This is a genomic window from Pseudomonas sp. WS 5412, from assembly GCF_012985615.1.
GTDB classification, from domain to species: Bacteria; Pseudomonadota; Gammaproteobacteria; order Pseudomonadales; family Pseudomonadaceae; genus Aquipseudomonas; species Aquipseudomonas shahriarae.
Genome location: NZ_JAARMB010000015.1, coordinates 64,484 through 88,135 on the forward strand (window position 1 = coordinate 64,484; position 23,652 = coordinate 88,135).

Below are 23,652 nucleotides of genomic sequence, written 5' to 3' on the forward strand. Positions count from 1 at the left end.
GGGATTTCCTTTCTCAGCCTTTTCTGAAGTTTAAAGTTAGGGTGGTTGCGGTGAGGAAAGCGATGATCATGCTTATGAAGTACGACGTGTCATGCAGGGTCAGGAGGCCACTGTCTATCGCGCTGAACCGTACCCGCGGGTTGAGTGAAATCAAGCTGTCGATCACCCAGATAGGGGCCTGATGGGTCAGCATGTCCAGCACTGACGATAAAGTGCTGGTGAGCAATAATAATGCGAGTGTGATGCCGAAAATAATCAGGCGATTATAGGCCACTACACAGACAAGGCAGGAGAATGAGAGATAAGCGCCCGCCAGTAACCAACTCCCTATGAATTGGCCGAGGATGGTTGAGTTGTCCGCCATGGCCAGATAGTTAATGATGATGACCAGTGGGAAGTCCAAGGCTAGTGTGAGTGCGCAAACGGTCCAAGCGGCCAGGAACTTGCCCAATGTCAGTTCGAGGGCTGAGACCGGCAAGGTATTTGTAAAGGAACGTGCATTTTCGTTGTGCTCATCCGACCAGAGCAGTGTGGAAATAAATGGAATGAAAAAAAGATAAAGCCAGGGGTGAAACTGGAAGAAGGCGTGAAGGTCTGTCGGATTTCCGTTTAAGAAGTTTCCTACATAAAAACCTAGTGTGGTGTTAGTAATCAGAAACATAGCGACGCCAAAATAGGTGGCCGGGCTCGACAAGTAGTTGTTGAGTTGCCGTTTGAATATCACGGGTAGACGTTTCAATTGGGTGCCTCCTGGCTCAAGTGGTGGATGACGTCGCTCAGGCGTCCCGGCTCAAGGCTCAAGGTATTGATCTTCCAGCGACGGTTGGCGACCAGGGCATTGATGTGGGGATAGATGACCTGCCCTGGCATCGCGAGTACCGTCACGCTGCCGTAGGCGTGCCGGTCTTCTTCGATGCCAGCCACCCCCGGAAGCACGGCCAGCGCCAATAGGTCCAGGGGGGTATCGGCGGCCAGGGTGATTGCCTGGTAATGGCGCGAGCTACGCTGCAACTCGGTGACAGGGGCGTCGGCGAGCAATCGGCCCTCGGCCAGGACCAGCGCCCGTTGGCAGATGCAGGAGAATTCCTCGGGGTTGCGCGAGGCGACAATGACCGTCATGTCTTCGGTCAACGACTGGATGAGGGTGCCGACCTTCTGTTTTTGCAGGGTGTCCAGGCCCTCTGTGGGTTCATCGAGCAGCAGCAGTTTGGGGTCATGCAGGATGGCCTGGGCCAGCGCGACTTTGCGCCGGTGCCCTGGGGGAAGGGCTGCGACAGGTGAGTCAAGTACTCGCCAAAGTTCCAGGCGGGTGATGGCGCGGTCAACCATCTTGCGCTTTTCCAGGCCACGAAGTCCGCGAACTTCGGCCATGAAACCCAGAAAGCTTTTTACCTTCATATTGCCGTGGCTGAGGGCGAATTCAGGCTGGTAGCCTATTATTTTTTTTGCCCTTATCGGATGGGTCGCGATATCTATGTCATGTATTTTTATATTGCCGGAAGTTGCGGGAATTGCGCCTGAGAGTAATTTGAGTAGTGTGCTTTTGCCAGCGCCATCGTGTCCGAACAACCCCAGGCATTCCCCAGGGCGGACACTGAATGTCATATTGTCGATGGCAATCGCTCGTCCCGTTTTTTTTGTTAGATTGGTTATTTCGATCATTAGGCTTTTCTGCTTGGTTGTTTGCCGGGGCATGCTGAATATGCAGGGAGCTCAATAAGCCTGTGTGTTCAGGTTGAGAATTGCCGAGGGTGGAAAATGAAAAGTATTGATCAAGTGTTTCAGGTGCAGCTTTGTTAAAAAATGGTACGTTCAATAGGGCCGCTTGGAAACGCTAAAGCGCTTGAATAAGGTAAGTCCTACATGTGCCTAAATCACTCGCTGAAACAATTGCGTTGTTTTTTGCAGGATTGTTGATTTTGATTTGAAAAATGGCGTGTATATGAAGTACTACGGTAATGGAGTCCGACACTCATGATGCTTCTACGTACTCTTGTTCTTGAACACTCTGGTCATGATTCCCCCGTTAACGGTGCGTTGCTCTGTTGTTTTGCGATACCGCAAATTGCTTCGAACTTTCTTGTCTATAGTCTGGACGAGGAGGTCGAGCCCGGAAGCTCTCGGGTCTACATCGCCGCGTTGCGCAAAAAGTCCGAGCGGTATTTTCTTGGAAGCATCGAGTCCAAGGAGAGCCTGCAACTGGCAATGAGCGTCCTCAAGCAGATCATCACCCTTGCCACGGCATCTGGGGGCAATGCCGCCGGGCCCCAGGTGCCTTATCATTTCATTGACCTGAAGGGCAGCAAGCTACCGACGGCCCGACCGGAGGATCACCACTCGCTGATGATCAAGAAGGCATTGGTGATGAAGGTGATCACCCTGGGCACTTCAGTCATTGGTCTGCCCGCGATAGAGAGCACCGAGTTGATTGTGCCGTCTATTCGCTTCTCGTCAAAAATGGTATCGCCACCGGGTACGGCAAATCGTGAGGATATGACGCAGGAGCCCCATGAGGAGCCAGTGGTCGTCTTGCCTGAGCCATTGCCTCCACCGCCGAAGGAACCGGAGGCACAGGAGGTACCTGCACCGCAGGCCCCGGAGCCGCAGCCTGTTGCACCGCCCGCAGGCGTCCCGCCAGTCGTGGCGGCGGATCAGTCGTCCCTGCATGAAGTAGACACCACGCTGACCAATCTTGCCCGTGTGGCGCATGAGTTGACGCAACAGAAACGCGCAGTGCTCCAGCAGCAGGAGGCGCTTGAACTGCAAAGGGACCAGCTACTACGGGAAAAGGCCACATTGGAGCAGGCCAATCAACAGTTGGCCGCGCAGGAGCTTGCTTTGCAGCAGCGAGCCGAAGCGTTGAATAGCCGGGAGGAGCACCTGGCCCGGGATGCGCAGTTGCAGCAGGCAGAACAACGCCGCCTGGAGGGCTGGGCTCAACAGATGGAAGATGAGTCGTTCAGGCTACAGGCGCAGGACCGGGCATCCCAGCAACAGGCTGAGCAACTGGCGACCGGGCTGGGGCAGTTGTCGGGCTTCAGGGGCGACTTGAAGGCACTGCTTTATCGCCTGGATGGCACCCTGTTTCCTGTGGAAAATGTTGAGCAGCAATCCAGTAAATTGCTTGGTGCCGATTGACCGGGGAATCAGGCCTGGCTACTTTCTGGCGTTCATTTATCATCAGACCCGGCCGATTGCCGTCAGGCAGCCAATGCATCCTTGGCTGATGCAGAGGGGGTTTGAACCAATGGATATTTCCTGGGGATGTGACGCTTTTGAGTACCAAGCTGATTACCAAAGAAGGTCATGAGGCACTGAAAAAAGAGCTCGATTACCTGTGGCGAGAAAAACGTCCTGATACAACGCGCAAGGTGACGTGGGCTGCTTCGCTGGGAGACCGCAGCGAGAACGCCGACTACCAGTACAACAAGAAGCTGCTGCGTGAAATTGATCGCCGGGTGCGTTACCTGCGCAAGCGCCTGGAAGATATGCGGGTGGTGGAGTACATGCCCGAGCAGGAGGGCAAGGTATTTTTCGGCGCCTGGGTGGATATCGAGAACGAGCAGGGCGAGACCAAGCGTTTTCGCATCGTGGGTTATGACGAGATTTATGAGCGCATGGACTACATCTCCATCGACTCCCCCATGGCCAGGGCCTTGCTGCGCAAAGAAGTGGACGATGAGGCCATTGTGCAGACGCCAAATGGCGAAATGTGCTGGTGGATCACAGGTATCGAATACATCAAGTAACTGTGAGTGGCCCGCTCCTCAAGGAGGAAGCGGGCCATTTTTGTTTCAGCCTTCGCGTAGTACCGCCAGTGGGCTGGCGTTCAGCGCGCGGCGTGTACCGAACACCCCGGCACCACCGATCAGCACTGCACCGATCACTGGCAGCACCAGCAGCCATGGGTGAGGGTGCCAGACCAGGTCGAATGCGTAGCGATACAGCACCAGGGTCACCAGCTCGGTACCCAGTGCCGCCAGCAACCCGCTGACCGCGCCCAGCAGCCCGAACTCGATACGCCGGGCCTTGACCAGCAACTTGCGCTCCGCGCCCAGGGCGCGCAACAAGGCGCCCTGGCGGATGCGTTCGTCCAGGGTGGCCTGCAGGCCGGAGAACAGCACCGCCATGCCTGCCGCGAGGACAAACAGCAGCACGTATTCCACGGCCAGCGTGACCTGGGCCAGGATGCTGCGCAGTTGGGCCAGCAGCGCCTCGACCTGCAGGATGGTCACGGCCGGGAAGGCCCGGGACAGGTCGACGATCTGCTGGTCATGGCCGGCGGCCAGATAGAAGCTGGTCAGGTACGTGGCCGGCAGGTCCTTCAGGGTGCCAGGCTGGAAGATCATGAAGAAGTTGGGTTGGAAATTGTCCCAGTTGATCTCCCGCAGGCTGGTGACCCGGGCTTCACGGTTTTCCCCGCCAACGGTAAAGATCAGGTGGTCGTTGAGCTTGAGCTTGAGGCTTTCGGCGACCTTGGCTTCGACCGAGACCCCCGGTATTTCATCGCTCGGCTGATCCGCCCACCAGGTGCCCGATGTCAGGGTATTGCCAGGGGGCAGGTTGGCCGCCCAGGTCAGGCTCAGGTCTCGCTGTATCGCCCGATCGCCACTGGAGTCCTTGCTGACAATTTCCTGCACCGGTTCGCCGTTGATGCTGATCAGGCGTCCCGGCACCACCGGATACAAGGGCGCGGCCTGTGCCTGCAGTTCAAGCAGGCGGGCACCGAAGGCGTCCTTGTCGGCCGGCAGGATGTTAAGCGCGAAATAGTTGGGGGCATCCTTGGGCAGTTGGTTCTGCCAGGTGTCCAGCAACTCGCCACGCAGCAGGGCGATCAAACCCATCGACAGCAGGATCAGGCCGAACGCCAGGGACTGGCCCGCCGCCGCCAGCGGGTGGCGCAACAGTTGGCCCAATCCCAGGCGCCAGGGCAGGGCAGCGCGCGCCAGCAGGCGACGCAGGCTTTGCAAGAGCAACAGCAGCAGGCCACCGAGCAGCAGCGCGGCGATCACCCCGCCGCCCAGCAGGGCGAAGGTCAGCACCAGATCCAGGCTCAGGCGCCACATGATCAGGCCCAGGGCAAACAGCGCCGCGCCATACACCATCCAGGTGCTGGAGGGGATCGGCAGCAAGTCGCGTCGCAGCACCCGCAACGGCGGCACTCGGCCCAGGGCTGCCAGAGGGGGCAGGGCAAAGCCGGCCAGGGCCACCAGGCCGGTACCGATGCCGGCGACGGCCGGCAGCAATCCGCCGGGTGGCACGTCTGCCGGCAACAGGTCGTTCAACAGGTAAAACAGGCCCAGTTGGGCGAACCAGCCCAGAGCTGCACCGGCGAGGCTGGCCAGCAAGCCCAGGACGGTCAGTTGCAGGCTGAACAGCAGCATGGTTTCCCGTCGCGACAGACCCAGGCAGCGCAGCAGCGCACTTGCGTCGAAGCGGCGGCTGGCAAAGCGGTTGGCCGACAGGGCCACGGCCACGCCGGAGAGCAACACGGCGACCAGACTGGCCATGTTCAGGTAGCGCTCGGCCTTGCCCACGGCACCACCGATCTGCTGGTTGCCGTCCCGCGCATCCTGCAGGCGCTGGTTGGCGGCCAGTCCCGGGGTGATCTGGTCGCGGTAGGTTTGCAGCGCGACACTGGCTGGCGGCGCACGCCACAACTCGCGGTAGCTGACCCGGCTTCCCGGCTGCACCACGCCGGTGGCCTCAAGGTCGGCCAGGTTGATCATCACTCGCGGGGTGAGGCTGTAGAGGTTGCCGGCCCGATCCGGCTCATAGGTGAGTACGCGGGCCAGGCGCAGGGTCTTCATGCCGACGTCGATACTGTCGCCGACTTTCAGGTCCAGTGCGGTCAGCAGGCGGGCCTCGACCCAGGCTTCGCCGGATTTCGGCCCGCCGCCCGGGGTGTCTTCGGCGAACGGTTCGGCCGCGCTTTTCAACTGGCCGCGCAGCGGGTACTGCTCGTTGACCGCCTTGATGCTCGATAACTGAATACCGTTGTCGGTGGCGATGACGCTGGAAAACTCCACCACCCTGGCATGTGCCAAGCCCAGTTGCGTGCCACTGGTTATCTGCTCGGGCCGGGCCGGGGAACTGCCCTCCAGCACCAGGTCGGCGCCAAGGAACTCGGTGGCGCGCAACAGCATCGCGCCGTTGAGTCGTGCGCCGAAGTAGCCGATGGCCGTGCTGGCGGCTACGGCCACCAGCAGGGCGAAGAATAGGACGCGCAATTCACCGGCGCGGGCATCGCGCAGCAATTGGCGCAGGGCAAGGCTGAACAGGCGCAACAGCGGCAAACGTGCCATCAAGGCTCCAGGGGCTCGACCATCTGGCCGGCTTCAAGGCGGATCAGGCGTCGGCAGCGATGGGCTAGCCGCTCGTCGTGGGTCACCAGCACCAGGGTGGTGCCGTTCTCTTTGTTGAGCTCGAACAGCAGGTCGCTGATGCGCTCGCCGGTGTGGCTGTCGAGGTTGCCGGTGGGTTCATCGGCAAACAGTACGTCCGGCTCGGCGGCGAATGCACGGGCAATGGCCACTCGTTGTTGCTCGCCACCGGAGAGCTGGCGGGGCGAGTGAGTCAGGCGCTGGCCCAGGCCGACCCGTTCGAGCAAGTGCCGGGCGCGTTCGCGGGCGTCTTTGCGACCGTCCAGCTCCAGGGGCAGCATGACGTTTTCCAGGGCATTGAGGCTGTCGAGCAATTGGAATGACTGGAACACAAAGCCGACGTGTTCGGCGCGGATGCGCGCCCGTTGATCTTCGTCCAGGACACTCAGGGCCTGGCCGGCGAGGGTGACTTCACCGCTGCTGGGCAGGTCGAGCCCGGCCAGCAGGCCAAGGAGCGTTGATTTTCCCGAGCCGGAGCTGCCGACGATAGCCAGGCTATCGCCCTTGTTCAGTTCCAGGCTCAGTTCGTGCAGGATGGTCAGTTCACCTTCCGCGCTGGGAACCACTTTGCTAAGGTTCTGCGCGGTGAGAATGCATGCGCCCATGGAGAATCCGATGCGAATATGGTTTTTGAGTGCTGGCCTGGCCCTGATGTGCATGGCCCAGAACGCAGCGGCGGGTACTGTCCTGATCGTTGGCGATAGTATCAGTGCCGGTTTCGGCCTGGATACCAGCAAAGGGTGGGTGGCACTGCTGGAGCAACGGCTCAAGCAGGAGGGTTTCGACGATAAAGTGGTCAACGCCTCCATCAGCGGCGACACCAGTGCCGGAGGCTTGGCGCGGCTGCCGGCGGCGCTTGCAGAGCATAAGCCGGACGTGGTGGTGATCGAGTTGGGCGGCAACGACGGCTTGCGTGGACAGCCCCCGGCACAATTGCAACAAAATCTTGCGTCGATGATCGACCAGTCCAAGGCCGGTGGCGCCAAGGTGTTGCTGCTGGGGATGCAGTTGCCACCCAATTATGGCCCGCGCTACACCACGGCATTTGCCGAAGTCTATGGCGTGCTGGCCAAGGAAAAAAACGTTCCCCTGGTACCGTTTTTTCTTGAAGGGGTGGGGGGGCATCCGGAGATGATGCAGGCGGATCAACTGCACCCGGCAGTCGGCGCCCAGGCCAAGTTGCTGGAAAATGTCTGGCCGACGCTAAAACCGCTGTTATGACGCTTTTCTAGCAGCGGTCTTTCGGCTAAGGTGGCGCCCCCGATTTGGAGCCCCCGATGTCGTCGCGTCCTGCCTGGTCCCTATTTGCCTACCAACTGATCGAGCCTGACGAGCAGCTGGATCTGTTCGCCTGCCAGGAAGTGAAGGTGCACCTGGTCACGCGTCAGCTGGAGCTGGGCGGCACGATCGACCGTACGCTCTGCGGCACATTGCTGCCGGCCCAGCCCCGCTGGTCTTCGGTGGATCGCTCGATCTTCCAGGACCAGCGCCTGTGCCCCTTGTGCCGGGCGATTCTCGAATCGCAAAAGCGTGGCACACCGCCTATCTGGCCTGAACTGCGCTTCGAGCTTTAAGGGCTGCTACACGCTACAATCGCCATTTACCCCCGTCGATCTGCGAAGGATTTTCCGGATGTTGTCGCGTCTGCCTGTCGTCACCCGTTGCCTGTCTCTCGCTGCCTTATGTGCAGCCGGTCCTGTTGCGGCTCTGCAACTGCCCCTGCCACCGCCGGGTGAAGACATTGTCGGCGAGGTCCAGGTGATCAAGGCCAAGTACGAAGACACCTTTGCCGACCTGGGCGTGACTTACGACCTGGGCTATTCGGAGATGGTCGCGGCCAACCCTGGCGTGGATGCCTGGCTACCGGGCACCGGCGCGGAGATTGTGCTGCCGACCCGTTTCATCCTGCCGCCGGGACCCCGCGAAGGCATCGTGATCAACCTCGCCGAGTACCGTCTGTACTACTACCCCAAGGGCCAGGACGTGGTGTACACCTTCCCGCTGGGGATCGGTCGCGAGGGTTGGGGTTCGCCGATTGCCCACACCAGCATCATTGCCAAGACACCCAACCCGACCTGGACTCCTCCTGCGTCGATCAAGGCCGAACACGCAGCAGACGGTGACCCGCTGCCCAACGTGGTGCCGGCAGGTCCGGACAACCCCCTGGGGCCATTCAAGTTTACCCTGGGCACGCCGGGCTACCTGATTCATGGCTCCAACAAGAAGTTCGGTATCGGTACCCGTACCAGTCATGGTTGCTTCCGCATGTTCAACAACAACGTGCTGGAGATGGCCAAGATGGTTCCGGTGGGCACGTCGGTGCGGATCATCAATGACGCCTACAAATTCGGCATCAGCGGCGGCAAGGTCTATCTGGAGGCGCATGCGCCGTTGAACGACGATGGCACGCCGTCGGTGGTCGACAAGCACACGGCAGTCATCAATGCGATGCTCAAGCGCGAAGACCTGGCCAATAACCTGCGGGTCGATTGGGATCAAGTGCGTGATGTGGTGGCGGCCGAAGATGGTTTGCCGGCGCAAATTGGCGAACCGGGCGCGGCGCCGATGGTCAGCAGCATGCCGGTCGATCTGCAGCAGTAACGCCTGTCTCCCATCGAAGCCCGCCACGGATTGCCCCTGGCGGGTTTTTTATTGCCTGGGATCCGTAGCCGAATCCCAGGCAATAAAAAGCCGATCCAAAATGGATCGGCTAGATAACAACCCCGAAGGATTATTACTTGCGGCTAGCTTTTTCAAGCATGCGCAGAGCGCGCTCGTTAGCTTCGTCAGCAGTCTGTTGTGCTTTTTGAGCAGCAGCCAGAGCTTCATCAGCTTTACGGTAGGCTTCGTCTGCACGAGCCTGGGAGCGAGCTGCTGCGTCTTCAGTTGCAGTCAGACGAGCTTCGGTTTCTTTGGAGACGCTGCTGCAACCGGTAGCCAGAACTGCGGCCAGAGCCAGAGCAGAGAATTTCAGAACGTTGTTCATCGTGTTCCCCTTCAAGGACTTTCTAATTAATGGCTAATTTCTCAGAGTGAGCTAATAGCCGGCGTACATACTACCCATTACTTGTAGTAAGTAAACTGACGTAGCGCAAGAAGCAAAAAAAATTCTTGTGCTGAATCTGTTTTGGCTAATCTTTAGAGGGTCTGTATAAAAAATATCCAGTTTTTGACGCTTGGTCAAAGATTGGATCCAGGCTGAAAGCGCCGCCTGGCAAGTGTTAAACGTTGTAAGCCGATGTCAATTTATATATCTGCCCTCATACTATTGTTCAGATTGTCCCGGGGTTGCCGGGCATCTTTCGCGCATGTAGAGGTGACTTTAAAAGCGCTGGTTCGTCTCACGCTTCAACTGCCGGCAATGTTCAGGCTATCGACCACAGGATGTTCGATCAGCCCTTTCTATGTTCGCGAGCCAAATGGATGACGAGTGTCCCTTGAGCAATGACAGGATTGGTGCCTACTATTCCTGCGTGCGGGGCGTGAGTGCTGTAGGGCTTTTCTCGTTGTCGAAACCGGCACGGGGTGGCGTAGATGTTCCTTCGCCGGAAAAACATCGGTAAGGTAGGGGTCAGAAACCAAGACCCGCGAGGAGTAGTGATGAGCGAGGCGTTGTCCATCCACCATGACCAGGCTGGTCATCAGTTCGAGACCAATGTGGACGGTCATCGTGCCTATCTGACCTACATGGACCTGGGGAAGCAGACCCTGGATATTTACCGCACGTTTGTGCCCAATGCCCTGCGTGGGCGCGGCATTGCCGCTGCGCTGACCGAAGAAGCGCTGCAATACGCCGAGAGCATGGGCTACACGGTGATTCCGTCCTGCTCCTACGTCGAGCGCTACATGGAGCGCCACCAGCGCCATGCCGCGAAGCTGTGAAAGCAAACAGGCAGGCATAAAAAAACGCCGGGCTTAGCCCGGCGTTTTTGTGTGCGTCAGGTACGTTTGCGCTTGGGCAATACGTCCTTGAGCTTGGCGTGCATGCTGCGCAGGGTGGTCTCGGTGGCGGACCAGTCGATGCAGGCGTCGGTGATCGAGACGCCGTATTGCAGGTCGGCCAGATCCTTTGGAATCGCCTGGCAGCCCCAGTTCAGGTGGCTTTCGACCATCAGGCCGATAATCGACTGGTTGCCTTCCAGGATCTGGTTGGCCACGTTCTCCATCACCAGCGGTTGCAGGGCCGGATCCTTGTTGGAGTTGGCGTGACTGCAATCGACCATGATGTTCGGCTTGATCTTCGCCTTGGTCAGTGCCTGTTCGCACAGGGCCACGCTGACCGAATCATAGTTGGGCTTGCCATTGCCGCCACGCAGGACCACGTGGCCATAGGCGTTGCCCTTGGTGGTGACGATGGACACGCCACCTTCCTGGTTGATCCCCAGGAAACGGTGTGGGCTGGAAACCGACTGCAGGGCGTTGATCGCCACGGTCAGGCCACCATCGGTACCGTTCTTGAAACCCACGGCCGAGGACAGGCCAGAGGCCATTTCGCGGTGGGTTTGCGATTCGGTAGTGCGCGCGCCGATCGCCGACCAACTGATCAGGTCCTGCAGGTATTGCGGGGAAATCGGGTCCAGGGCTTCGGTGGCCGTTGGCAGGCCCATTTCAGCCAGGTCCAGCAGCAGCTTGCGGCCGATATGCAAACCATCCTGGATCTTGAACGAGTCGTCCAGGTACGGATCGTTGATCAGACCTTTCCAGCCCACGGTAGTGCGCGGCTTCTCGAAGTACACGCGCATCACCAGGTACAGGGTGTCGGATACTTCCGCAGCCAGCACTTTGAGGCGTTCGGCGTACTCGTGGGCGGCCTTGAGGTCGTGGATCGAGCAGGGCCCGATCACCACGAACAGGCGGTGGTCAGTGCCGTCGAGGATGTCACGAATGACTTCGCGGCCCTTGGTGACGGTCTGCAATGCAGCGTCGCTCAGAGGGATTTCGCGCTTGAGCTGATCGGGCGTGATCAGGGTCTCGTTGGATTCGACGTTTAGGTCGTTGATCGGTAAATCAGCCATCGTGTTACTCGTCAGGGTCACGGGTGCCGGCCGCCAGCGAACCCCGTGCGGCGGAGCACAGCATGATTTAAATGCAGCGGGGAGCCGAACCTTAGCGCGTACAAGCCGGCTCGACAATGGGCAATTGCGCGCGGTGTCGTGCGGCCTGATAGTGTGTTGCCTGGTTAAAGGGTGTGGTGCAGATCGAGTGAAAGCGTTTGAATTGACGGATTTGGATATCGACCAGCAGTTGCTGGCGTTGCCGGGTGCTTCGCTGCTGGTGTTTACCAGTGTCGGCTGTTCCAGTTGCCGCTGGGCGCGCCAGCAGTTGCCCGGCTGGGAGCTGCCGGTTGCGCGCATCTGCTGGATCGACGCCGGGCACAATGGCGGCGCGGTGCAGCGCTACGGGATCTTTCATTTGCCGGCGCTGTTTGTGGTGTGCGAGGGTCAGTTCCACGGCGCATTGCAGACGGGTCTGAATGCCGGCGACCTACGTGAGGCTATAGAAGAAGCGCTCAAACGAGAACCAGAGGAGTTGCCATGACGAGTGCAGTTGAGCCAGGGCCACGCATTGGGATTATCGGTACCGGTGCCATTGGTGGTTTTTACGGGTTGATGCTGGCGCGCGCCGGTTTCGATGTGCATTTCCTGCTGCGCAGTGAATTTGCGGCGGTCAGTGAGCGTGGCTTGCAGCTCAATAGTGCGGTGCATGGCGCCTTGCGCCTGCACCCGGTCCAGGCCTATGCCAGCGCGGCCGACATGCCGCCTTGCGATTGGCTGCTGGTGGGCACCAAGACCACCGGTAACGTTGAACTGGCGCCCACCATTGCCCAGGTCGCGGCGCCCGATGCCAAGGTTGTATTGCTGCAAAACGGCCTCGCCGTCGAGGACGGCCTGCGCGAGTATCTGCCCGAGTCCCTGCACCTGCTTGGCGGGCTTTGTTATATCTGCGTGCACCGTTCCGGGCCGGGGATCGTCGAGCACCAGGCCATGGGCCGGGTCAGTCTTGGCTATCACAGCGGCACTGCCATGGCTGATGCTGCACGCCGCCAGGCGATTGTCGAAGAGGGCGCCGGGCTGTTCCGCCACGCCGGGATCGACGCCCAGGCCATGCCCGACCTGGATCAGGCACGCTGGCATAAGTTGGTGTGGAATGTGCCGTACAACGGCCTGTCGGTGCTGCTCGGTGCCAATACCTCGCAGTTGATGGCCGACGCATCCAGCCGGGAATTGATCCAGGGCCTGATGGCCGAAGTGGTGCAGGGCGCCCAGGCGTGCGGCCATGAGATCGCGCCCGGCTACCCCGAGCAGATGTTCAGCATGACCGAGCGTTTGACGGATTACTGGCCCAGCATGTATCACGATCATCTGCACCGGCGACCCCTGGAACTGGCCGCGATCTACGCTCGCCCGCTGGCTGCTGCCAGGGCCGCGGGCTGCGAGTCGCCGCGGATGCAGGCGTTGTACCAGGCCTTGAGTTTTATTGATCGACGCAACGACTGAGGAACACACATGGCCAAAGGGATGAGCGACAAACTGGTGCTGGCGATTTCCTCGCGCGCCCTGTTCGACCTGGGTGAAAGCCATAAGGTTTATCTGGCCCAGGGCGTCGAGGCCTACCGCAAATATCAGATCGACCACGAGGAAGAAATCCTCGAGCCGGGGGATGCCTTCCCCTTGGTCAAGAAACTCCTGACCCTGAATGCCAGCCTCGGCCGCGCACGGGTCGAGGTGGTGCTGGTGTCGCGCAACAGCGCCGACACCGGGTTGCGTGTGTTCAATTCGATCCAGCACTACGGCCTGGATATTTCCCGCGCCGCCTTTGTCGGTGGGCGTAACCCCCACCCTTATCTGGCGGCGTTTGGCAGCCACCTGTTCCTCTCGACCCACGCCGAAGATGTGCGCAGCGCGCTGGATGCCGGTTTTGCGGCGGCGACCATTTTGTCCGGCGGCGCCCGTCGGGCTTCCAGCGCTGAGTTGCGGATTGCCTTCGACGGTGACGCAGTGCTGTTTTCCGACGAGTCAGAGCGCGTCTACCAAAGCGGCGGCCTGGAAGCGTTCCAGGCCAGCGAGCGGCAAGCGGCCCGCGAGCCGTTGCGCGGTGGGCCATTCAAGGGCTTCCTGGCGGCCCTCAATCTGCTGCAGCGCGAGTTCCCCGATGAGTCTTGCCCGATCCGCACAGCGCTGGTGACGGCGCGTTCGGCACCGTCCCATGAGCGAGTGATCCGCACCTTGCGTGAGTGGGATATCCGCCTGGACGAGTCGCTGTTTCTCGGCGGCCTGGAAAAATCGGCGTTCCTTGAAGCGTTCGCCGCCGACGTGTTTTTTGACGATCAGGCCGGCCATTGCGAGAAAGCCAGGGAGGTGGTGGCCACCGGGCATGTGCCCCATGGCGTGAGCAATGAGCCGAAAGTCCAGGTCGAGAGCTAAGTTCATCGCAGTCGCGGAGGCGCTGCTAAGCTGAAACAATCCCCGCCATCCTGGCAGTCCAGGAGGTTCTATGATTCGGTCGATGTTGTATGCCTCAGACCTGGGTGTATATGCGCCTTACGTGATGCAACATGCGCTGGCGATGGCGCGCACATTCAAGGCGGAGCTGTATGTGATTCATGTGGTGGAGCCGATCGGGCTGTTCGCAGAATCGGTGCTGCAAACCTATCTTGATGAACAGGCCCTGAGCGAATGGCAGAGCCAGGGCCTCAATACAGTGATGGCAAACATCGAACAGCGGGTGCTGGACAGTTTTCGTGAAGAGTTGCAGGACGGTGAGCAGGACTTGCAGGCGATTCGTTCGGTGCGGGTGATCCAGGGGGATCCCGCCCAAGTGATTCTCGACCAGGCGCAGAAACTCTCGGTGGATTTGTTGATCGTAGGGAGTCATAGCCAGGGCGAAGGAGCCTCGACCCCGTTGGGGCGTACGGCGGCGCGGGTGTTGCAGTTGTCCCAGGTGCCGGTCTATCTGGTGCCTTTGCTGCAACGTCGACGCAGTGATGATGTGTGATGGGGCTTATACGATAAAAAAGTTCTAGATTTATCAATCCAACCTTTAATATAGTTATATACCGTCGCTGATATCCGTGGCGTCTATCTGCTTTGAGGGACACATATGAAGCTTCAACAACTGCGCTACATCTGGGAAGTGGCGCACCACGACCTCAACGTTTCCGCCACGGCTCAAAGCCTCTACACCTCACAACCGGGTATCAGTAAGCAAATCCGCCTGCTTGAAGACGAATTGGGCGTCGAAGTGTTCGCCCGCAGCGGCAAGCACCTGACTCGCGTCACGCCTGCCGGTGAGCGCATCATTACCACTGCCGGCGAAATCCTGCGCAAGGTAGAAAGCATCAAGCAGATCGCCCAGGAATTCTCCAACGAGAAAAAAGGCACCCTGTCGATCGCCACCACCCACACCCAGGCCCGTTATGCGCTGCCGCCGGTGATCAGCTCGTTCATCAAGCAGTACCCGGACGTGGCCTTGCACATGCACCAGGGTTCGCCGATGCAGATCGCTGAAATGGCGGCTGACGGCACCGTCGACTTCGCCATCGCCACCGAAGCCCTGGAGCTGTTCGGCGACCTGGTGATGATGCCGTGCTATCGCTGGAACCGCTGCGTCGTGGTACCCCAGGGCCACCCGCTGGCCAAACTGCCGAAGCTGACCCTGGAAGCGCTGGCGGAATACCCGATTGTCACTTACGTGTTCGGGTTCACCGGCCGCTCCAAGCTCGACGAAGCCTTCAGCCATCGCGGCCTCACGCCCAAAGTGGTGTTTACCGCAGCTGACGCCGACGTGATCAAGACTTACGTGCGCCTGGGCCTGGGCGTCGGTATCGTGGCCAAGATGGCCGTCGATGCCAAGCTCGACAGCGATCTGGTGGTACTGGATGCCAGCGAGTTGTTCGAGTCCAGCGTGACCAAGATCGGCTTCCGTCGTGGCACGTTCCTGCGTGGCTTCATGTGCGATTTCATCGAGAAGTTCGCCCCGCACCTGACCCGTGAAATCATGGCCAAGGCGATCCAGTGCCACAACAAGCAGGAACTGGAAGAGCTGTTCGACGGCGTTGAACTGCCGGTTCACTGATCGGCCTAGCGGGCCTCGGTCACCACGAATTGTTGCCGGGCGCCCGCCACCGTAATCTCCACCTCATCTCCCTCGAACTTGCCCAGCAGGCTTTTGCCCAGCGGCGAGCGGGGGGTGATGACGGTCACCAACTGCCCCACCACATAGACTTTCAGGCCTGCCGCGTCCGGCGCCAGGAACAGCCATTGCTGGCGGCCGTCGTCATCTTCCAGGCCGAGCAGGGCGCCCACCTCGATACCCCGTTGTTCATCGTAGGGGCGCAGGTTGAAGTTCTGGCACAGCGCCAGTGATTGCTTGATCTCCTCGACGCGTTTGGCTTGCCCAGCAGCCAGGTAAGACGCTTCCAGGCCCAGGGTGTCGTACTTGTTTTCGGCGATGTTTTCTTCGTGGGTTGCGGTCTCGTAGGCAGTTTGCGCGGCGCGTTGTGCCACATCCAGATCGGCGACGAGTTTTTCCAGGATCAACTGGAGGACGGCGTGTTTATTCATGGGCGGTTTTCGGCTCAATCACAAAATTGCAGGACGTTGGCCCGGCTCTTGTCGCTGGGGGCGTTCTGGTCCTGCTGGAGCCAGAACTGGCATTTGGGGTTGGACAGGTTGCGCGGGTTGTCCCGGGCCTGATCCAGCGCCTGCTGCTGTTCCTGCTTGTGCAGGTTTTGTTGGTATTGCTCAAACATCCGGTTCGGTGGCTCGGGCGTCACGGCAGGCGGTTTGCCCAGTTGCTGCACGGCCTGGGTGACGGCGGCCACGGGTTGTTCAAGCAGGTAGCGCGAGGCCAGCCAGCCGGTCAGGGCGATGGCGACAAAGCCCAGCCACAGGCCCAGGGCCACGGCAATACTGAGTTTGAACATCGACAACGGGCGATCGGACATGGTGGCCTCCTGGCGGGCGTTTGCGGCGAGCTGGGGATTGTCGCATAGCCGGCGTGCAGAATAATCGCGATCAACCCTTCTGCATGGCGGCAATTATGCGGACAATCGAGCCTTTGACTGATGGAGCCCGGAATGAAAGCCCGCTGGGATATTTTTTGCAGCGTCGTCGATAACTACGGCGACATCGGCGTGACCTGGCGCCTGGCCCGGCAATTGGTGGCTGAACAGGGCTGTGCGGTGCGGTTGTGGGTCGATGACCTGCGGGCGTTCGAGCGCATGTGCCCTGAGGTTGATGTGCAGGCGGCGCAGCAGTGGCAGGAGGGCGTGGACGTGCGCCACTGGCCGGCGCACTGGCCCACCACACCGGCGGCGGACGTGGTGATCGCCGCCTTTGCCTGCCAGTTGCCCCCGGACTATATGGAAGCCATGGCCGCTCGCGAGCGCACACCGCTGTGGATGAACCTGGATTACCTGAGCGCCGAGGAGTGGGTGGTCGGTTGCCATGGCTTGCCGTCGGTCAAGTTCAAGGGCGTGCAAAAGTACTTCTTCTTTCCGGGATTCCGTCCCGGCACCGGGGGCTTGCTGCGTGAGGCCGGGTTGATCGAGCAGCGTCAGGCGTTTCAGCGTGATTCCCAGGCTCAGCAACAATTCCTACAGGACTTGGGCGTTGTTCCTGTGGCGGGCGCACGATTGATCTCGCTGTTTGCCTACGAAAATGCCGGCCTGGCCAGTTGGCTGGAGGTGTTGGCGGCCGACGGGCAGCCCACCCATCTGCTGGTGCCGGAAGGGCGCATCCTTGGTGATGTGCAGCGCTGGCTGGGCGTCGAGGCGCTGGGCGTGGGGCAGGTACACCTGCGTGGCGCGCTGACGGTGCAGGTGCTGCCGTTCGTGCGCCAGGAGCAGTACGACCGCCTGTTGTGGTGCTGCGACTTCAATGCGGTACGCGGCGAGGATTCCTTCGTCCGTGCGCAATGGGCCGGGCGCCCGCTGTTGTGGCATATCTACCGTCAGGATGAAGACATTCACCTGGACAAGCTCGATGCATTCCTTGAACGCTACACCGAGGGCCTGTCACCCGCAGCCAAAGGTGCACTGATTGCCCTTTGGCAAGCCTGGAACACGGACGCTGACATGGCCGCCAACTGGAAAATGCTCCTTGAGCATTGGCCTGAGGTGACCGCACATGCCGAAAAATGGTGTCTGGAACAGGCCTTGCAGGCCGATCTTGCGACGGCGCTGGTACACTTTTATGAAAATTGGATATGATACGCGACCTTGATTTTTGTAAATCCCATCCAAATTTCGGATATTCGTAATGAAAACTGGTAAAGAACTGAAACCCGGTACAGTGATCCGTCTCGAAAACGACCCTTGGCTGGTTCAGAAAGCTGAGTTCACCAAGTCTGGTCGTAACAGCGCAATCATGAAGACCAAGCTGAAGAACCTGCTGACCGGTTACAAGACCGAGATCGTCTACAGCGCCGATGACAAACTGGATGACGTGATCCTCGACCGCAAAGAAGCGACCCTGTCGTTCATCAGCGGCGACACCTACACGTTCATGGACACTACCGACTACACCATGTACGAGCTGAACGCTGAAGATATCGAAGCTGTTCTGCCGTTCATCGAAGAAGGCATGGAAGACGTCTGCGAAGCCATTTTCTTCGAAGAGCGCCTGGTTTCCGTAGAGCTGCCGACCACCATCGTGCGTAAGGTTGCCTACACCGAAGGTTCCGCTCGCGGCGACACTTCGGGCAAAGTGATGAAGCCTGCCAAGCTGTCTAACGGTACCGAACTGCAAGTTGCTGATTTCATCGAAATCGACGACCTGATCGAAATCGACACCCGTGAAGGTGGTTCGTACAAAGGTCGCGCCAAGAAGTAATTCTGGTGTTACCAATAAAAAACCCGACCAAGAGTCGGGTTTTTTTATGCCTGTTTACCTGTCACACCGTGACATGCAAGCGCACATCCACATTGCCACGGGTAGCGTTGGAGTACGGGCAGACTTGATGTGCAGCGTCTACCAGGCTCTGTGCTTCATCTTGCGCCAGGCCGGGCAGGGATATGTGAAGGTCGATGTCCAGGCCAAAACCACCGGGAATCTGGCCGATGCCGACGTGGGCGGTGATCGAAGCATCATCGGGGATTTTGCGTTTGCTCTGGCTGGCGACGAATTTCAGGGCGCCGATAAAGCAGGCCGAATAGCCAGCAGCGAACAGTTGTTCCGGGTTGGTGGCCTGGCCGCCCGTGCCGCCCAGCTCTTTAGGGGTAGAGAGCTTGAGATCGAGGATGCTGTCGCTGGAAACGGCACGACCATCTCGGCCGCCGGTGGCGGTGGCTACTGCGGTATAGAGGGTTTGCATCAGGGATTCCTCGCTGGTGTTTGCGCTAAAAGTTTGTGCGCAAAGTAAGTGGCGAGATGAATGTATCGCGCAAATGTTTAGCGCGCAATATAAATTTTTGAAGTGATCGTGATCACCTTTTGGGGGCGGCTAGACGCTGGCCTGCAGATTCCTGCGCAGCTCCAGCAAGTCGGCTTGCAGCTTCTGCAGTTGCTCCATCTGCAAGCCGCTGGCGCCAAGGATGCAGGGAGGAACATCCATGGCCTTGTCCCGCAGTGCTCGGCCAGCCTCGGTCAACTCCACCACGACCACACGCTCATCGGCGCGGCTGCGGGTGCGGCTTAACAGGCCTTCGGCTTCCAGGCGCTTGAGCAGTGGGGTCAGTGAGCCCGGATCGGTGAGCAGGCGATTGCTGATTTCACCCACGGTCAAACCATCTTGTTCCCACAACACCATCATGGCCAAGTACTGCGGGTAGGTCAGGCCAAGGGCCTGCAGCAGGGGTTTGTAGACCTTGGTCATCAACAACGAGGTGGAGTGCAGGGCGAAGCACAGTTGGTTGTCGAGGAGCAGGGCGTCGCAAGAGTGGGTCATGGCAGTGCCTTAAAGCGTATTTGATCTGGAATCTAGCGGCCAAACCTTTAACGCGCCAGACAATTCTGCAGGCGCAGTCAGCCCCAGCCACTTTGCAACGCCAGATCCCACGGCGGGACGGGGCTGAAACGGCTCTTGAGGTACTCCAGCAGCAGACGGCTGCGAGCATTGGCTTGCTGTTCCAGGCGCAGGGCGTAGATGCCGGCAGTTTCTGCGGTCGGCAGGCCGTTTTCGCAGAATAACGGCACCAGTTCGCCGCGCACCAGGTACTCACTGGTCAGCCAGGTGGGCAGGTGAGCGATGCCCAGTCCGGCCAGAGCGCCCGATAGCAGGGCTTCGGCATTGTTGGCGCTCATGCGGATGCGCTGTGGGCGGTAGGTGTTCTTGCGACCATCCAGTTCAAAACGCCAGGCGAACATCGGCGCCAGACCTTCCCAGTCCAGGCCGTCGTGTTCGCTGAGTTGGCTGGGATGGGCCGGCGTGCCACGGTTTTTCAGGTAGGCCGGGCTGGCGCAGGCGATTCGCACGATGCTGGCCAAAGGCGTGGCGATCAGCCGTGTGTCGACGATATGTCCGGCCCGCAGCACCAGGTCGACCTTGCCCAGGTGCTCGCCCTGCATGTCGACAAAACTGTCGATCAGATGCAGGTGCACGTCTAGGCCCGGATAGACCGTCAGAAAGTCCGCGATTGCCGGTGCCAGGTGTCGCCGGCCAAAGGCGGCGGGCGCGTCCACGCGAATCAGGCCCTCGGGCGCATGGCTGAGTGATACCGCCTCGGCTCGCGCCAGTTGCAACTCCCGGACAATCCGCCGCGCCCGCTCGGCAAATGCCAGGCCGGCAGGGGTAGGCAGCACCGCATGGGTACTGCGCAGGAACAGCTGGCTGCCCAGGGCGCTTTCCAGGCTGTCGATCCGCCGGGCCACGGCCGAGGGCGTCAGCGGATGGCGCCGCGCCGCTGCGGAAAAGCTTCCGGTCTCCAGCACGTCGAGGAACAGGCCCAGTTGATCGGTCAAGGTCGTAGGGTTCATGGGGGGATTCGCTTGTGCGGATTTGGCATAGCCATTGTGCGTTGCTGTGCGTTTCCATGCCAGAGTGGACTGCGTAGCATGCAGGGCTTGAGACGGTGCAGGGGTACGGTTGTGGTGGATATGGCGATGTATGTGGTGCTGGGCATAGCCCTGGGTACCGTCGGCGGGCTGTTTGGCATTGGTGGCGGGCTGATCGCGATTCCGGTCCTGGGCGTCTTGTTTGGCCTGGATCAGCAAATCGCCCAAGGCACTGCGCTGGTGATGGTCGTGCCCAATGTGATGTTGGCGCTGTGGCGTTATCACCAGCGCAACCGCATTGAGCTGCGCCATGCCTTGCCGCTTGGCATCACGGGGTTTTGCTTTGCCTGGCTGGGTTCGATCTGGGCGGTAGGCATTGATGCGGGCGTGATGCGCATTGGTTTTATCGCATTTTTGGTGGCCCTGTCGGCGTACAACCTGGTGCGCATGGTCACCAGCAATGCGCCACCTTCGGCGCAGATGCGCTATTCCTGGCCGTGGCTGGGGGTATTGGGCGCGGCGTCGGGATCCATGGGGGGCCTGTTTGGTGTTGGCGGCGCGGTGGTTGCCACACCGGTGTTGACCAGCGTGTTCGGCACCACCCAGGTGGTTGCACAGGGCCTGTCCCTGGCACTGGCCTTGCCCAGCACCGGCGTCACCCTGGTGACTTATGCCTGGCACCAGGAAGTGGATTGGCTGATCGGCGTGCCCCTGGCGGTCGGCGGGCTGCTGAGTATCAGTTGGGGGGTGAAAATCGCCCACGCGTTGCCGGAGCGCCTGCTGCGCGGTTTGTTCTGCGGCTTCCTGGTGGTATGCGCGGTGATGTTGACCTTTAAAGTCTGAAGCCTTCGAGGATGTATTCGGCCAGGCACTCGGTGATGGGCGAGGTCATGTTCGGGTTGCGCAGCAGGCGCAAGTTGACCGTGTGCAGTGGGCCGAAACCTTCGTCACTGCCGAGTATCCGCAGATCGTCGGTGACCAGGCTTTCCATCATCACCGTCACCGCCAGCCCCGCACCCACCACGGCCTGGATCGCCGCACCGTTGGAGCTGTGGTAGGCCAGGCGATACTCGCGCCCCACGGCCTCCAGCGAGGCGCGCGCCCATTGCGTGCAAAAGCTGTCCAGGCCGGCGATCGCCAGGGGCAGGGTCTCGTGTTCATCCACGCAGAAGCACGGTGACGCCACCCAGACCATGCGCTCGTTGCGCAGCTGTTCGCCGATTTCATTCCCCGGTTCACGGCTGACCACGGTCAACGCCAGGTCACGTCGCTGCATCAACACGGGCGTGCCTTCGCAGTGCATTTCGATCTGGATCAGCGGGTAGGCCTTGGAAAAGCGCTTGAGGATACCGGGCAGGTAGCGCATCACGTAGTCGTCCGGGGTGCCGATGCGCACCAGCCCGACCATATGCGGCTCGCGCAAGGTATTGAACACCTCGCTGTGCAGCTTCAGGATGCGCCGCGCATACCCCAGCAACACCTGCCCCTCCGGCGTAAGCCTGACCTGCCGGCCATCACGCTCGAACAACTTGCGCTGCAACACGTCCTCCTCCAGCCGCTTCATTTGCATACTGACCGCCGATTGGGTGCGGTTGACCTTCTCGCCCGCGCGGGTGAAACCACCCTGGTCGGCGATGGCGACGAAGGTGCGTAGCACGTCGGTATCAATGCTCGGGTAGTTGTTCAATTGATCAATCTCTGAGATGTGTTGCATAAAAAACATTCGTTGGATTGATCATAGCCCCAGGCCCAGACTTTAGTCATCCCCACTGGAGGGCGAGATGATGAAGGGTCAAAGAGGTTATGTGTTGTTGGTGAAACGCCCGTTGGCCGGGGTGTTTCAAAGGGTTTGCCGTTGGTACGCCGTGCAGCGCGAGCGTCAGGTCCTGGCAGAAATGAGTGATGACTCACTCAAGGATATTGGCTTGACCCGGGCGGATGTCGAGCATGAACGCCACCGGTCTGTGTGGAATGACCCGTTGGGTAAATGACGGCCACCGCGCTACAGTCTGCGGGCGTAATCAGGAGATGCACATGCCCGCAGAACTGCGCTTTTCCCTCAAGCAAGCACGCCGCCTGGCACTGGCGGCCCAAGGCTTTTCCGGGCGCCAGCCGCCCGCACAGATCAAGGCAGCCCAGGTCAATCGTCTGATCGAGCGCCTGGGTGTGTTGCAGATCGACTCGGTCAATGCCGTGGTGCGCTCCCACTACCTGCCGCTGTTTTCCCGCCTGGGTCATTACTCGCCGTTGCTGCTGGAACAGGCGGCCTGGAGCCAGGGGCGCAAGCGTACGCTGTTCGAGTATTGGGGGCATGAGGCCTCGCTGCTGCCGATGGCGCTGTATCCGCTGATGCGCTGGCGTATGCAGCGGGCGTCCGAGGGGTAGGGGATCTATCAGCAGATGGCGCGTTTTGGGCGCGAGCAACAGGCAACCATCCGCCGCGTGCTGGCCATCGTCGAACAGCAGGGTGCGTTGGGGGCGGGCAGCCTGTCGACCCGTGAAGAGCGCGCCGGGCCGTGGTGGGACTGGAGTGATGAAAAGCAGGCCCTGGAATGGCTGTTTGCCGCAGGGCTGGTGACGGTGGCCGGGCGCCGTGGTTTCGAGCGGCTGTACGACCTGCCGGAGCGGGTTATCCCGGCAGCTATCCTGCAACAGGCACCCTTGAGCGAGCACAGTGCCCAGCGTGGCCTGTTGCTGCATGCCGCGACGGCGCTGGGTATCGCCACGGAAAAGGACCTGCGCGATTATTTTCGCCTGACCCCGGCAGAGAGTCGTGGGCGCCTCGCCGAGTTGGTCGAGGATGGGCAATTGCAGGTCTGCCAGGTCCAGAGTTGGAAACAGCCGGCGTATTGCCTGCCCGAGCCAACGGTCCCGCGCAAGGTGACAGCCAGTGCCTTGCTGTCGCCCTTCGATTCATTGATCTGGGAGCGTAGCCGTACCGAGCGCCTGTTCGACTTTCGCTATCGGCTGGAGATCTACACCCCGCAGGACAAGCGGGTGTACGGCTATTACGTGCTGCCGTTCCTGCACAACGAACGCATCGCCGCACGGGTGGACCTGCGCGCCGAACGTGCCAATGCGCGGTTGGCAGTGCATGCCGTGCATGAGGAAGAGTCGGGGTTGGATGAGACGGGGATGTTGGCGCTGGCGTTGAGCCTGCGGCAGATGGCGGATTGGCTGGGGTTGGAGCAGGTGCAGATCAATTGTCAGCGGCACAGCGCAGCCCGGTTGCGGGTGGCGATGCTGGCCGTGGAGGCTGGCAGATAGGACGCTATCGCGGGCAAGCCCGGCTCCCCATTGACCGTGGTGGGAGCCCGGCGTGCTCGCGATAGCGT

Annotated in this window: 27 protein-coding genes and 1 pseudogene; 16 read left to right on the forward strand and 12 right to left on the reverse strand. The window is 60.3% G+C overall.

Features of this window, described 5'->3' with window-relative positions:
* Positions 1 to 13: 13 nt before the first annotated feature.
* Both HBR94_RS19220 and HBR94_RS19225 read right to left on the reverse strand, forming a co-directional pair.
* Positions 14 to 739 (reverse strand): ABC transporter permease, encoded by a 726-nt coding sequence (locus HBR94_RS19220; protein ID WP_057439193.1) that lies wholly within the window; start codon positions 737 to 739, stop codon positions 14 to 16.
* Positions 736 to 1,662: an ABC transporter ATP-binding protein gene (locus HBR94_RS19225; protein ID WP_170045389.1), complete on the reverse strand. Its 927-nt coding sequence runs from the start codon at positions 1,660 to 1,662 to the stop codon at positions 736 to 738. Before HBR94_RS19225 ends, HBR94_RS19220 begins: the two co-directional genes overlap by 4 nt.
* 312 nt (positions 1,663 to 1,974) lie before the next feature.
* Between HBR94_RS19225 and HBR94_RS19230 the strand changes: the two genes are divergently transcribed.
* Together HBR94_RS19230 and greB are read left to right on the forward strand one after the other, a co-directional pair.
* Complete coding sequence (locus tag HBR94_RS19230) at positions 1,975 to 3,138, forward strand: hypothetical protein (RefSeq protein WP_170045390.1); 1,164 nt, start codon at positions 1,975 to 1,977, stop codon at positions 3,136 to 3,138.
* Between the two features lie 137 nt (positions 3,139 to 3,275).
* A complete protein-coding gene (gene greB / locus HBR94_RS19235) occupies positions 3,276 to 3,749 on the forward strand; it encodes a transcription elongation factor GreB (RefSeq protein ID WP_057439191.1) in 474 nt (157 codons plus the stop codon).
* A gap of 45 nt (positions 3,750 to 3,794) precedes the next feature.
* Here the strand turns inward: greB and HBR94_RS19240 are convergent, their stop codons facing one another.
* Positions 3,795 to 6,305 (reverse strand): ABC transporter permease, encoded by a 2,511-nt coding sequence (locus tag HBR94_RS19240; RefSeq protein ID WP_170045391.1) that lies wholly within the window; start codon positions 6,303 to 6,305, stop codon positions 3,795 to 3,797.
* Positions 6,305 to 6,988, reverse strand: coding sequence for an ABC transporter ATP-binding protein (locus HBR94_RS19245; protein ID WP_057439231.1), 684 nt, complete (start codon positions 6,986 to 6,988; stop codon positions 6,305 to 6,307). Before HBR94_RS19245 ends, HBR94_RS19240 begins: the two co-directional genes overlap by 1 nt.
* A 10-nt stretch (positions 6,989 to 6,998) precedes the next feature.
* On the opposite strand from HBR94_RS19245, the gene HBR94_RS19250 reads away from it, so the two are divergent.
* From HBR94_RS19250 to HBR94_RS19260, 3 genes are read left to right on the forward strand one after another with little or no spacing between them, the layout of a single operon-like run.
* On the forward strand, positions 6,999 to 7,604 hold the full coding sequence (locus HBR94_RS19250) for an arylesterase (RefSeq protein WP_115127846.1): 606 nt from the start codon (positions 6,999 to 7,001) through the stop codon (positions 7,602 to 7,604).
* Between the two features lie 56 nt (positions 7,605 to 7,660).
* Entirely contained in the window at positions 7,661 to 7,957 is a 297-nt protein-coding gene (locus HBR94_RS19255; RefSeq protein ID WP_029297976.1) for a hypothetical protein, read from the forward strand.
* 58 nt (positions 7,958 to 8,015) lie between these two features.
* The gene (locus HBR94_RS19260) at positions 8,016 to 8,984 is read left to right on the forward strand and encodes a L,D-transpeptidase family protein (RefSeq protein WP_057439189.1); all 969 of its coding nucleotides are present in this window, start codon (positions 8,016 to 8,018) and stop codon (positions 8,982 to 8,984) included.
* A 133-nt stretch (positions 8,985 to 9,117) separates the two neighbouring features.
* On the opposite strand, the gene oprI is transcribed toward HBR94_RS19260, so the two are convergent.
* A complete protein-coding gene (gene oprI, locus HBR94_RS19265; protein WP_003172710.1) occupies positions 9,118 to 9,369 on the reverse strand; it encodes an outer membrane lipoprotei OprI in 252 nt (83 codons plus the stop codon).
* Between the two features lie 614 nt (positions 9,370 to 9,983).
* Between oprI and HBR94_RS19270 the strand changes: the two genes are divergently transcribed.
* Entirely contained in the window at positions 9,984 to 10,265 is a 282-nt protein-coding gene (locus tag HBR94_RS19270) for a GNAT family N-acetyltransferase (RefSeq protein WP_029297992.1), read from the forward strand.
* A gap of 56 nt (positions 10,266 to 10,321) precedes the next feature.
* Here HBR94_RS19270 and HBR94_RS19275 read toward each other — a convergent pair whose 3' ends face one another.
* On the reverse strand, positions 10,322 to 11,398 hold the full coding sequence (locus HBR94_RS19275) for a 3-deoxy-7-phosphoheptulonate synthase (RefSeq protein WP_029297994.1): 1,077 nt from the start codon (positions 11,396 to 11,398) through the stop codon (positions 10,322 to 10,324).
* A 187-nt stretch (positions 11,399 to 11,585) separates the two neighbouring features.
* Between HBR94_RS19275 and HBR94_RS19280 the strand changes: the two genes are divergently transcribed.
* From HBR94_RS19280 to cysB, 5 genes are all read left to right on the forward strand, one after another.
* Positions 11,586 to 11,921 carry a thioredoxin gene (locus tag HBR94_RS19280; RefSeq protein WP_115127847.1) on the forward strand — a complete coding sequence of 112 codons (336 nt, stop codon included), beginning with the start codon at positions 11,586 to 11,588 and terminating at the stop codon, positions 11,919 to 11,921.
* Positions 11,918 to 12,880 (forward strand): putative 2-dehydropantoate 2-reductase, encoded by a 963-nt coding sequence (locus tag HBR94_RS19285; RefSeq protein ID WP_170045392.1) that lies wholly within the window; start codon positions 11,918 to 11,920, stop codon positions 12,878 to 12,880. Before HBR94_RS19280 ends, HBR94_RS19285 begins: the two co-directional genes overlap by 4 nt.
* A 9-nt stretch (positions 12,881 to 12,889) precedes the next feature.
* Entirely contained in the window at positions 12,890 to 13,807 is a 918-nt protein-coding gene (locus HBR94_RS19290; RefSeq protein WP_038447487.1) for a 5'-nucleotidase, read from the forward strand.
* Between the two features lie 70 nt (positions 13,808 to 13,877).
* On the forward strand, positions 13,878 to 14,378 hold the full coding sequence (locus HBR94_RS19295; RefSeq protein ID WP_057439186.1) for a universal stress protein: 501 nt from the start codon (positions 13,878 to 13,880) through the stop codon (positions 14,376 to 14,378).
* A 105-nt stretch (positions 14,379 to 14,483) separates the two neighbouring features.
* The gene (gene cysB, locus HBR94_RS19300; protein WP_057439185.1) at positions 14,484 to 15,458 is read left to right on the forward strand and encodes an HTH-type transcriptional regulator CysB; all 975 of its coding nucleotides are present in this window, start codon (positions 14,484 to 14,486) and stop codon (positions 15,456 to 15,458) included.
* Between the two features lie 5 nt (positions 15,459 to 15,463).
* Here cysB and HBR94_RS19305 read toward each other — a convergent pair whose 3' ends face one another.
* Together HBR94_RS19305 and HBR94_RS19310 are read right to left on the reverse strand one after the other, a co-directional pair.
* Positions 15,464 to 15,946: a GreA/GreB family elongation factor gene (locus tag HBR94_RS19305; protein ID WP_170045393.1), complete on the reverse strand. Its 483-nt coding sequence runs from the start codon at positions 15,944 to 15,946 to the stop codon at positions 15,464 to 15,466.
* A gap of 14 nt (positions 15,947 to 15,960) precedes the next feature.
* Positions 15,961 to 16,329, reverse strand: coding sequence for a hypothetical protein (locus HBR94_RS19310; RefSeq protein WP_057444674.1), 369 nt, complete (start codon positions 16,327 to 16,329; stop codon positions 15,961 to 15,963).
* Between the two features lie 132 nt (positions 16,330 to 16,461).
* Here HBR94_RS19310 and earP point away from each other — a divergent pair, with 132 nt between their 5' ends.
* Together earP and HBR94_RS19320 are read left to right on the forward strand one after the other, a co-directional pair.
* A complete protein-coding gene (gene earP, locus HBR94_RS19315) occupies positions 16,462 to 17,595 on the forward strand; it encodes an elongation factor P maturation arginine rhamnosyltransferase EarP (RefSeq protein ID WP_057439184.1) in 1,134 nt (377 codons plus the stop codon).
* A gap of 49 nt (positions 17,596 to 17,644) precedes the next feature.
* Positions 17,645 to 18,217, forward strand: coding sequence for an elongation factor P (locus HBR94_RS19320; RefSeq protein ID WP_003172723.1), 573 nt, complete (start codon positions 17,645 to 17,647; stop codon positions 18,215 to 18,217).
* 61 nt (positions 18,218 to 18,278) lie between these two features.
* Here the strand turns inward: HBR94_RS19320 and HBR94_RS19325 are convergent, their stop codons facing one another.
* From HBR94_RS19325 to HBR94_RS19335, 3 genes are all read right to left on the reverse strand, one after another.
* Positions 18,279 to 18,698 carry an organic hydroperoxide resistance protein gene (locus HBR94_RS19325; RefSeq protein WP_170045394.1) on the reverse strand — a complete coding sequence of 140 codons (420 nt, stop codon included), beginning with the start codon at positions 18,696 to 18,698 and terminating at the stop codon, positions 18,279 to 18,281.
* A gap of 129 nt (positions 18,699 to 18,827) precedes the next feature.
* On the reverse strand, positions 18,828 to 19,271 hold the full coding sequence (locus HBR94_RS19330; RefSeq protein ID WP_057439182.1) for a MarR family transcriptional regulator: 444 nt from the start codon (positions 19,269 to 19,271) through the stop codon (positions 18,828 to 18,830).
* A 77-nt stretch (positions 19,272 to 19,348) separates the two neighbouring features.
* Entirely contained in the window at positions 19,349 to 20,299 is a 951-nt protein-coding gene (locus HBR94_RS19335; RefSeq protein ID WP_057958934.1) for a LysR family transcriptional regulator, read from the reverse strand.
* A gap of 111 nt (positions 20,300 to 20,410) precedes the next feature.
* Here HBR94_RS19335 and HBR94_RS19340 point away from each other — a divergent pair, with 111 nt between their 5' ends.
* A complete protein-coding gene (locus HBR94_RS19340) occupies positions 20,411 to 21,160 on the forward strand; it encodes a sulfite exporter TauE/SafE family protein (protein WP_057439181.1) in 750 nt (249 codons plus the stop codon).
* Here the strand turns inward: HBR94_RS19340 and HBR94_RS19345 are convergent.
* Positions 21,150 to 22,031 (reverse strand): LysR family transcriptional regulator, encoded by an 882-nt coding sequence (locus tag HBR94_RS19345; RefSeq protein ID WP_120734414.1) that lies wholly within the window; start codon positions 22,029 to 22,031, stop codon positions 21,150 to 21,152. The genes HBR94_RS19340 and HBR94_RS19345 overlap by 11 nt on opposite strands.
* 70 nt (positions 22,032 to 22,101) lie before the next feature.
* Between HBR94_RS19345 and HBR94_RS19350 the strand changes: the two genes are divergently transcribed.
* The gene (locus HBR94_RS19350; protein ID WP_057444696.1) at positions 22,102 to 22,308 is read left to right on the forward strand and encodes a DUF1127 domain-containing protein; all 207 of its coding nucleotides are present in this window, start codon (positions 22,102 to 22,104) and stop codon (positions 22,306 to 22,308) included.
* A 43-nt stretch (positions 22,309 to 22,351) separates the two neighbouring features.
* Positions 22,352 to 23,584: pseudogene (locus HBR94_RS19355) on the forward strand (winged helix-turn-helix domain-containing protein).
* Positions 23,585 to 23,652 lie beyond the last annotated feature (68 nt).

Bases quoted from the DNA above. Each gene is read 5' to 3' on its own strand.
- HBR94_RS19225 (WP_170045389.1), bottom strand. From the start codon at position 1,662: ATGATCGAAATAACCAATCTAACAAAAAAAACGGGACGAGCGATTGCC.
- HBR94_RS19230 (WP_170045390.1), top strand. From the start codon at position 1,975: ATGATGCTTCTACGTACTCTTGTTCTTGAACACTCTGGTCATGATTCC.
- HBR94_RS19240 (WP_170045391.1), bottom strand. From the start codon at position 6,305: ATGGCACGTTTGCCGCTGTTGCGCCTGTTCAGCCTTGCCCTGCGCCAA.
- HBR94_RS19245 (WP_057439231.1), bottom strand. From the start codon at position 6,988: ATGGGCGCATGCATTCTCACCGCGCAGAACCTTAGCAAAGTGGTTCCC.
- HBR94_RS19250 (WP_115127846.1), top strand. From the start codon at position 6,999: ATGCGAATATGGTTTTTGAGTGCTGGCCTGGCCCTGATGTGCATGGCC.
- HBR94_RS19255 (WP_029297976.1), top strand. From the start codon at position 7,661: ATGTCGTCGCGTCCTGCCTGGTCCCTATTTGCCTACCAACTGATCGAG.
- HBR94_RS19260 (WP_057439189.1), top strand. From the start codon at position 8,016: ATGTTGTCGCGTCTGCCTGTCGTCACCCGTTGCCTGTCTCTCGCTGCC.
- oprI (WP_003172710.1), bottom strand. From the start codon at position 9,369: ATGAACAACGTTCTGAAATTCTCTGCTCTGGCTCTGGCCGCAGTTCTG.
- HBR94_RS19270 (WP_029297992.1), top strand. From the start codon at position 9,984: ATGAGCGAGGCGTTGTCCATCCACCATGACCAGGCTGGTCATCAGTTC.
- HBR94_RS19275 (WP_029297994.1), bottom strand. From the start codon at position 11,398: ATGGCTGATTTACCGATCAACGACCTAAACGTCGAATCCAACGAGACC.
- HBR94_RS19285 (WP_170045392.1), top strand. From the start codon at position 11,918: ATGACGAGTGCAGTTGAGCCAGGGCCACGCATTGGGATTATCGGTACC.
- HBR94_RS19290 (WP_038447487.1), top strand. From the start codon at position 12,890: ATGGCCAAAGGGATGAGCGACAAACTGGTGCTGGCGATTTCCTCGCGC.
- HBR94_RS19295 (WP_057439186.1), top strand. From the start codon at position 13,878: ATGATTCGGTCGATGTTGTATGCCTCAGACCTGGGTGTATATGCGCCT.
- cysB (WP_057439185.1), top strand. From the start codon at position 14,484: ATGAAGCTTCAACAACTGCGCTACATCTGGGAAGTGGCGCACCACGAC.
- HBR94_RS19305 (WP_170045393.1), bottom strand. From the start codon at position 15,946: ATGAATAAACACGCCGTCCTCCAGTTGATCCTGGAAAAACTCGTCGCC.
- HBR94_RS19310 (WP_057444674.1), bottom strand. From the start codon at position 16,329: ATGTCCGATCGCCCGTTGTCGATGTTCAAACTCAGTATTGCCGTGGCC.
- earP (WP_057439184.1), top strand. From the start codon at position 16,462: ATGAAAGCCCGCTGGGATATTTTTTGCAGCGTCGTCGATAACTACGGC.
- HBR94_RS19320 (WP_003172723.1), top strand. From the start codon at position 17,645: ATGAAAACTGGTAAAGAACTGAAACCCGGTACAGTGATCCGTCTCGAA.
- HBR94_RS19325 (WP_170045394.1), bottom strand. From the start codon at position 18,698: ATGCAAACCCTCTATACCGCAGTAGCCACCGCCACCGGCGGCCGAGAT.
- HBR94_RS19330 (WP_057439182.1), bottom strand. From the start codon at position 19,271: ATGACCCACTCTTGCGACGCCCTGCTCCTCGACAACCAACTGTGCTTC.
- HBR94_RS19335 (WP_057958934.1), bottom strand. From the start codon at position 20,299: ATGAACCCTACGACCTTGACCGATCAACTGGGCCTGTTCCTCGACGTG.
- HBR94_RS19345 (WP_120734414.1), bottom strand. From the start codon at position 22,031: ATGCAACACATCTCAGAGATTGATCAATTGAACAACTACCCGAGCATT.
- HBR94_RS19350 (WP_057444696.1), top strand. From the start codon at position 22,102: ATGAAGGGTCAAAGAGGTTATGTGTTGTTGGTGAAACGCCCGTTGGCC.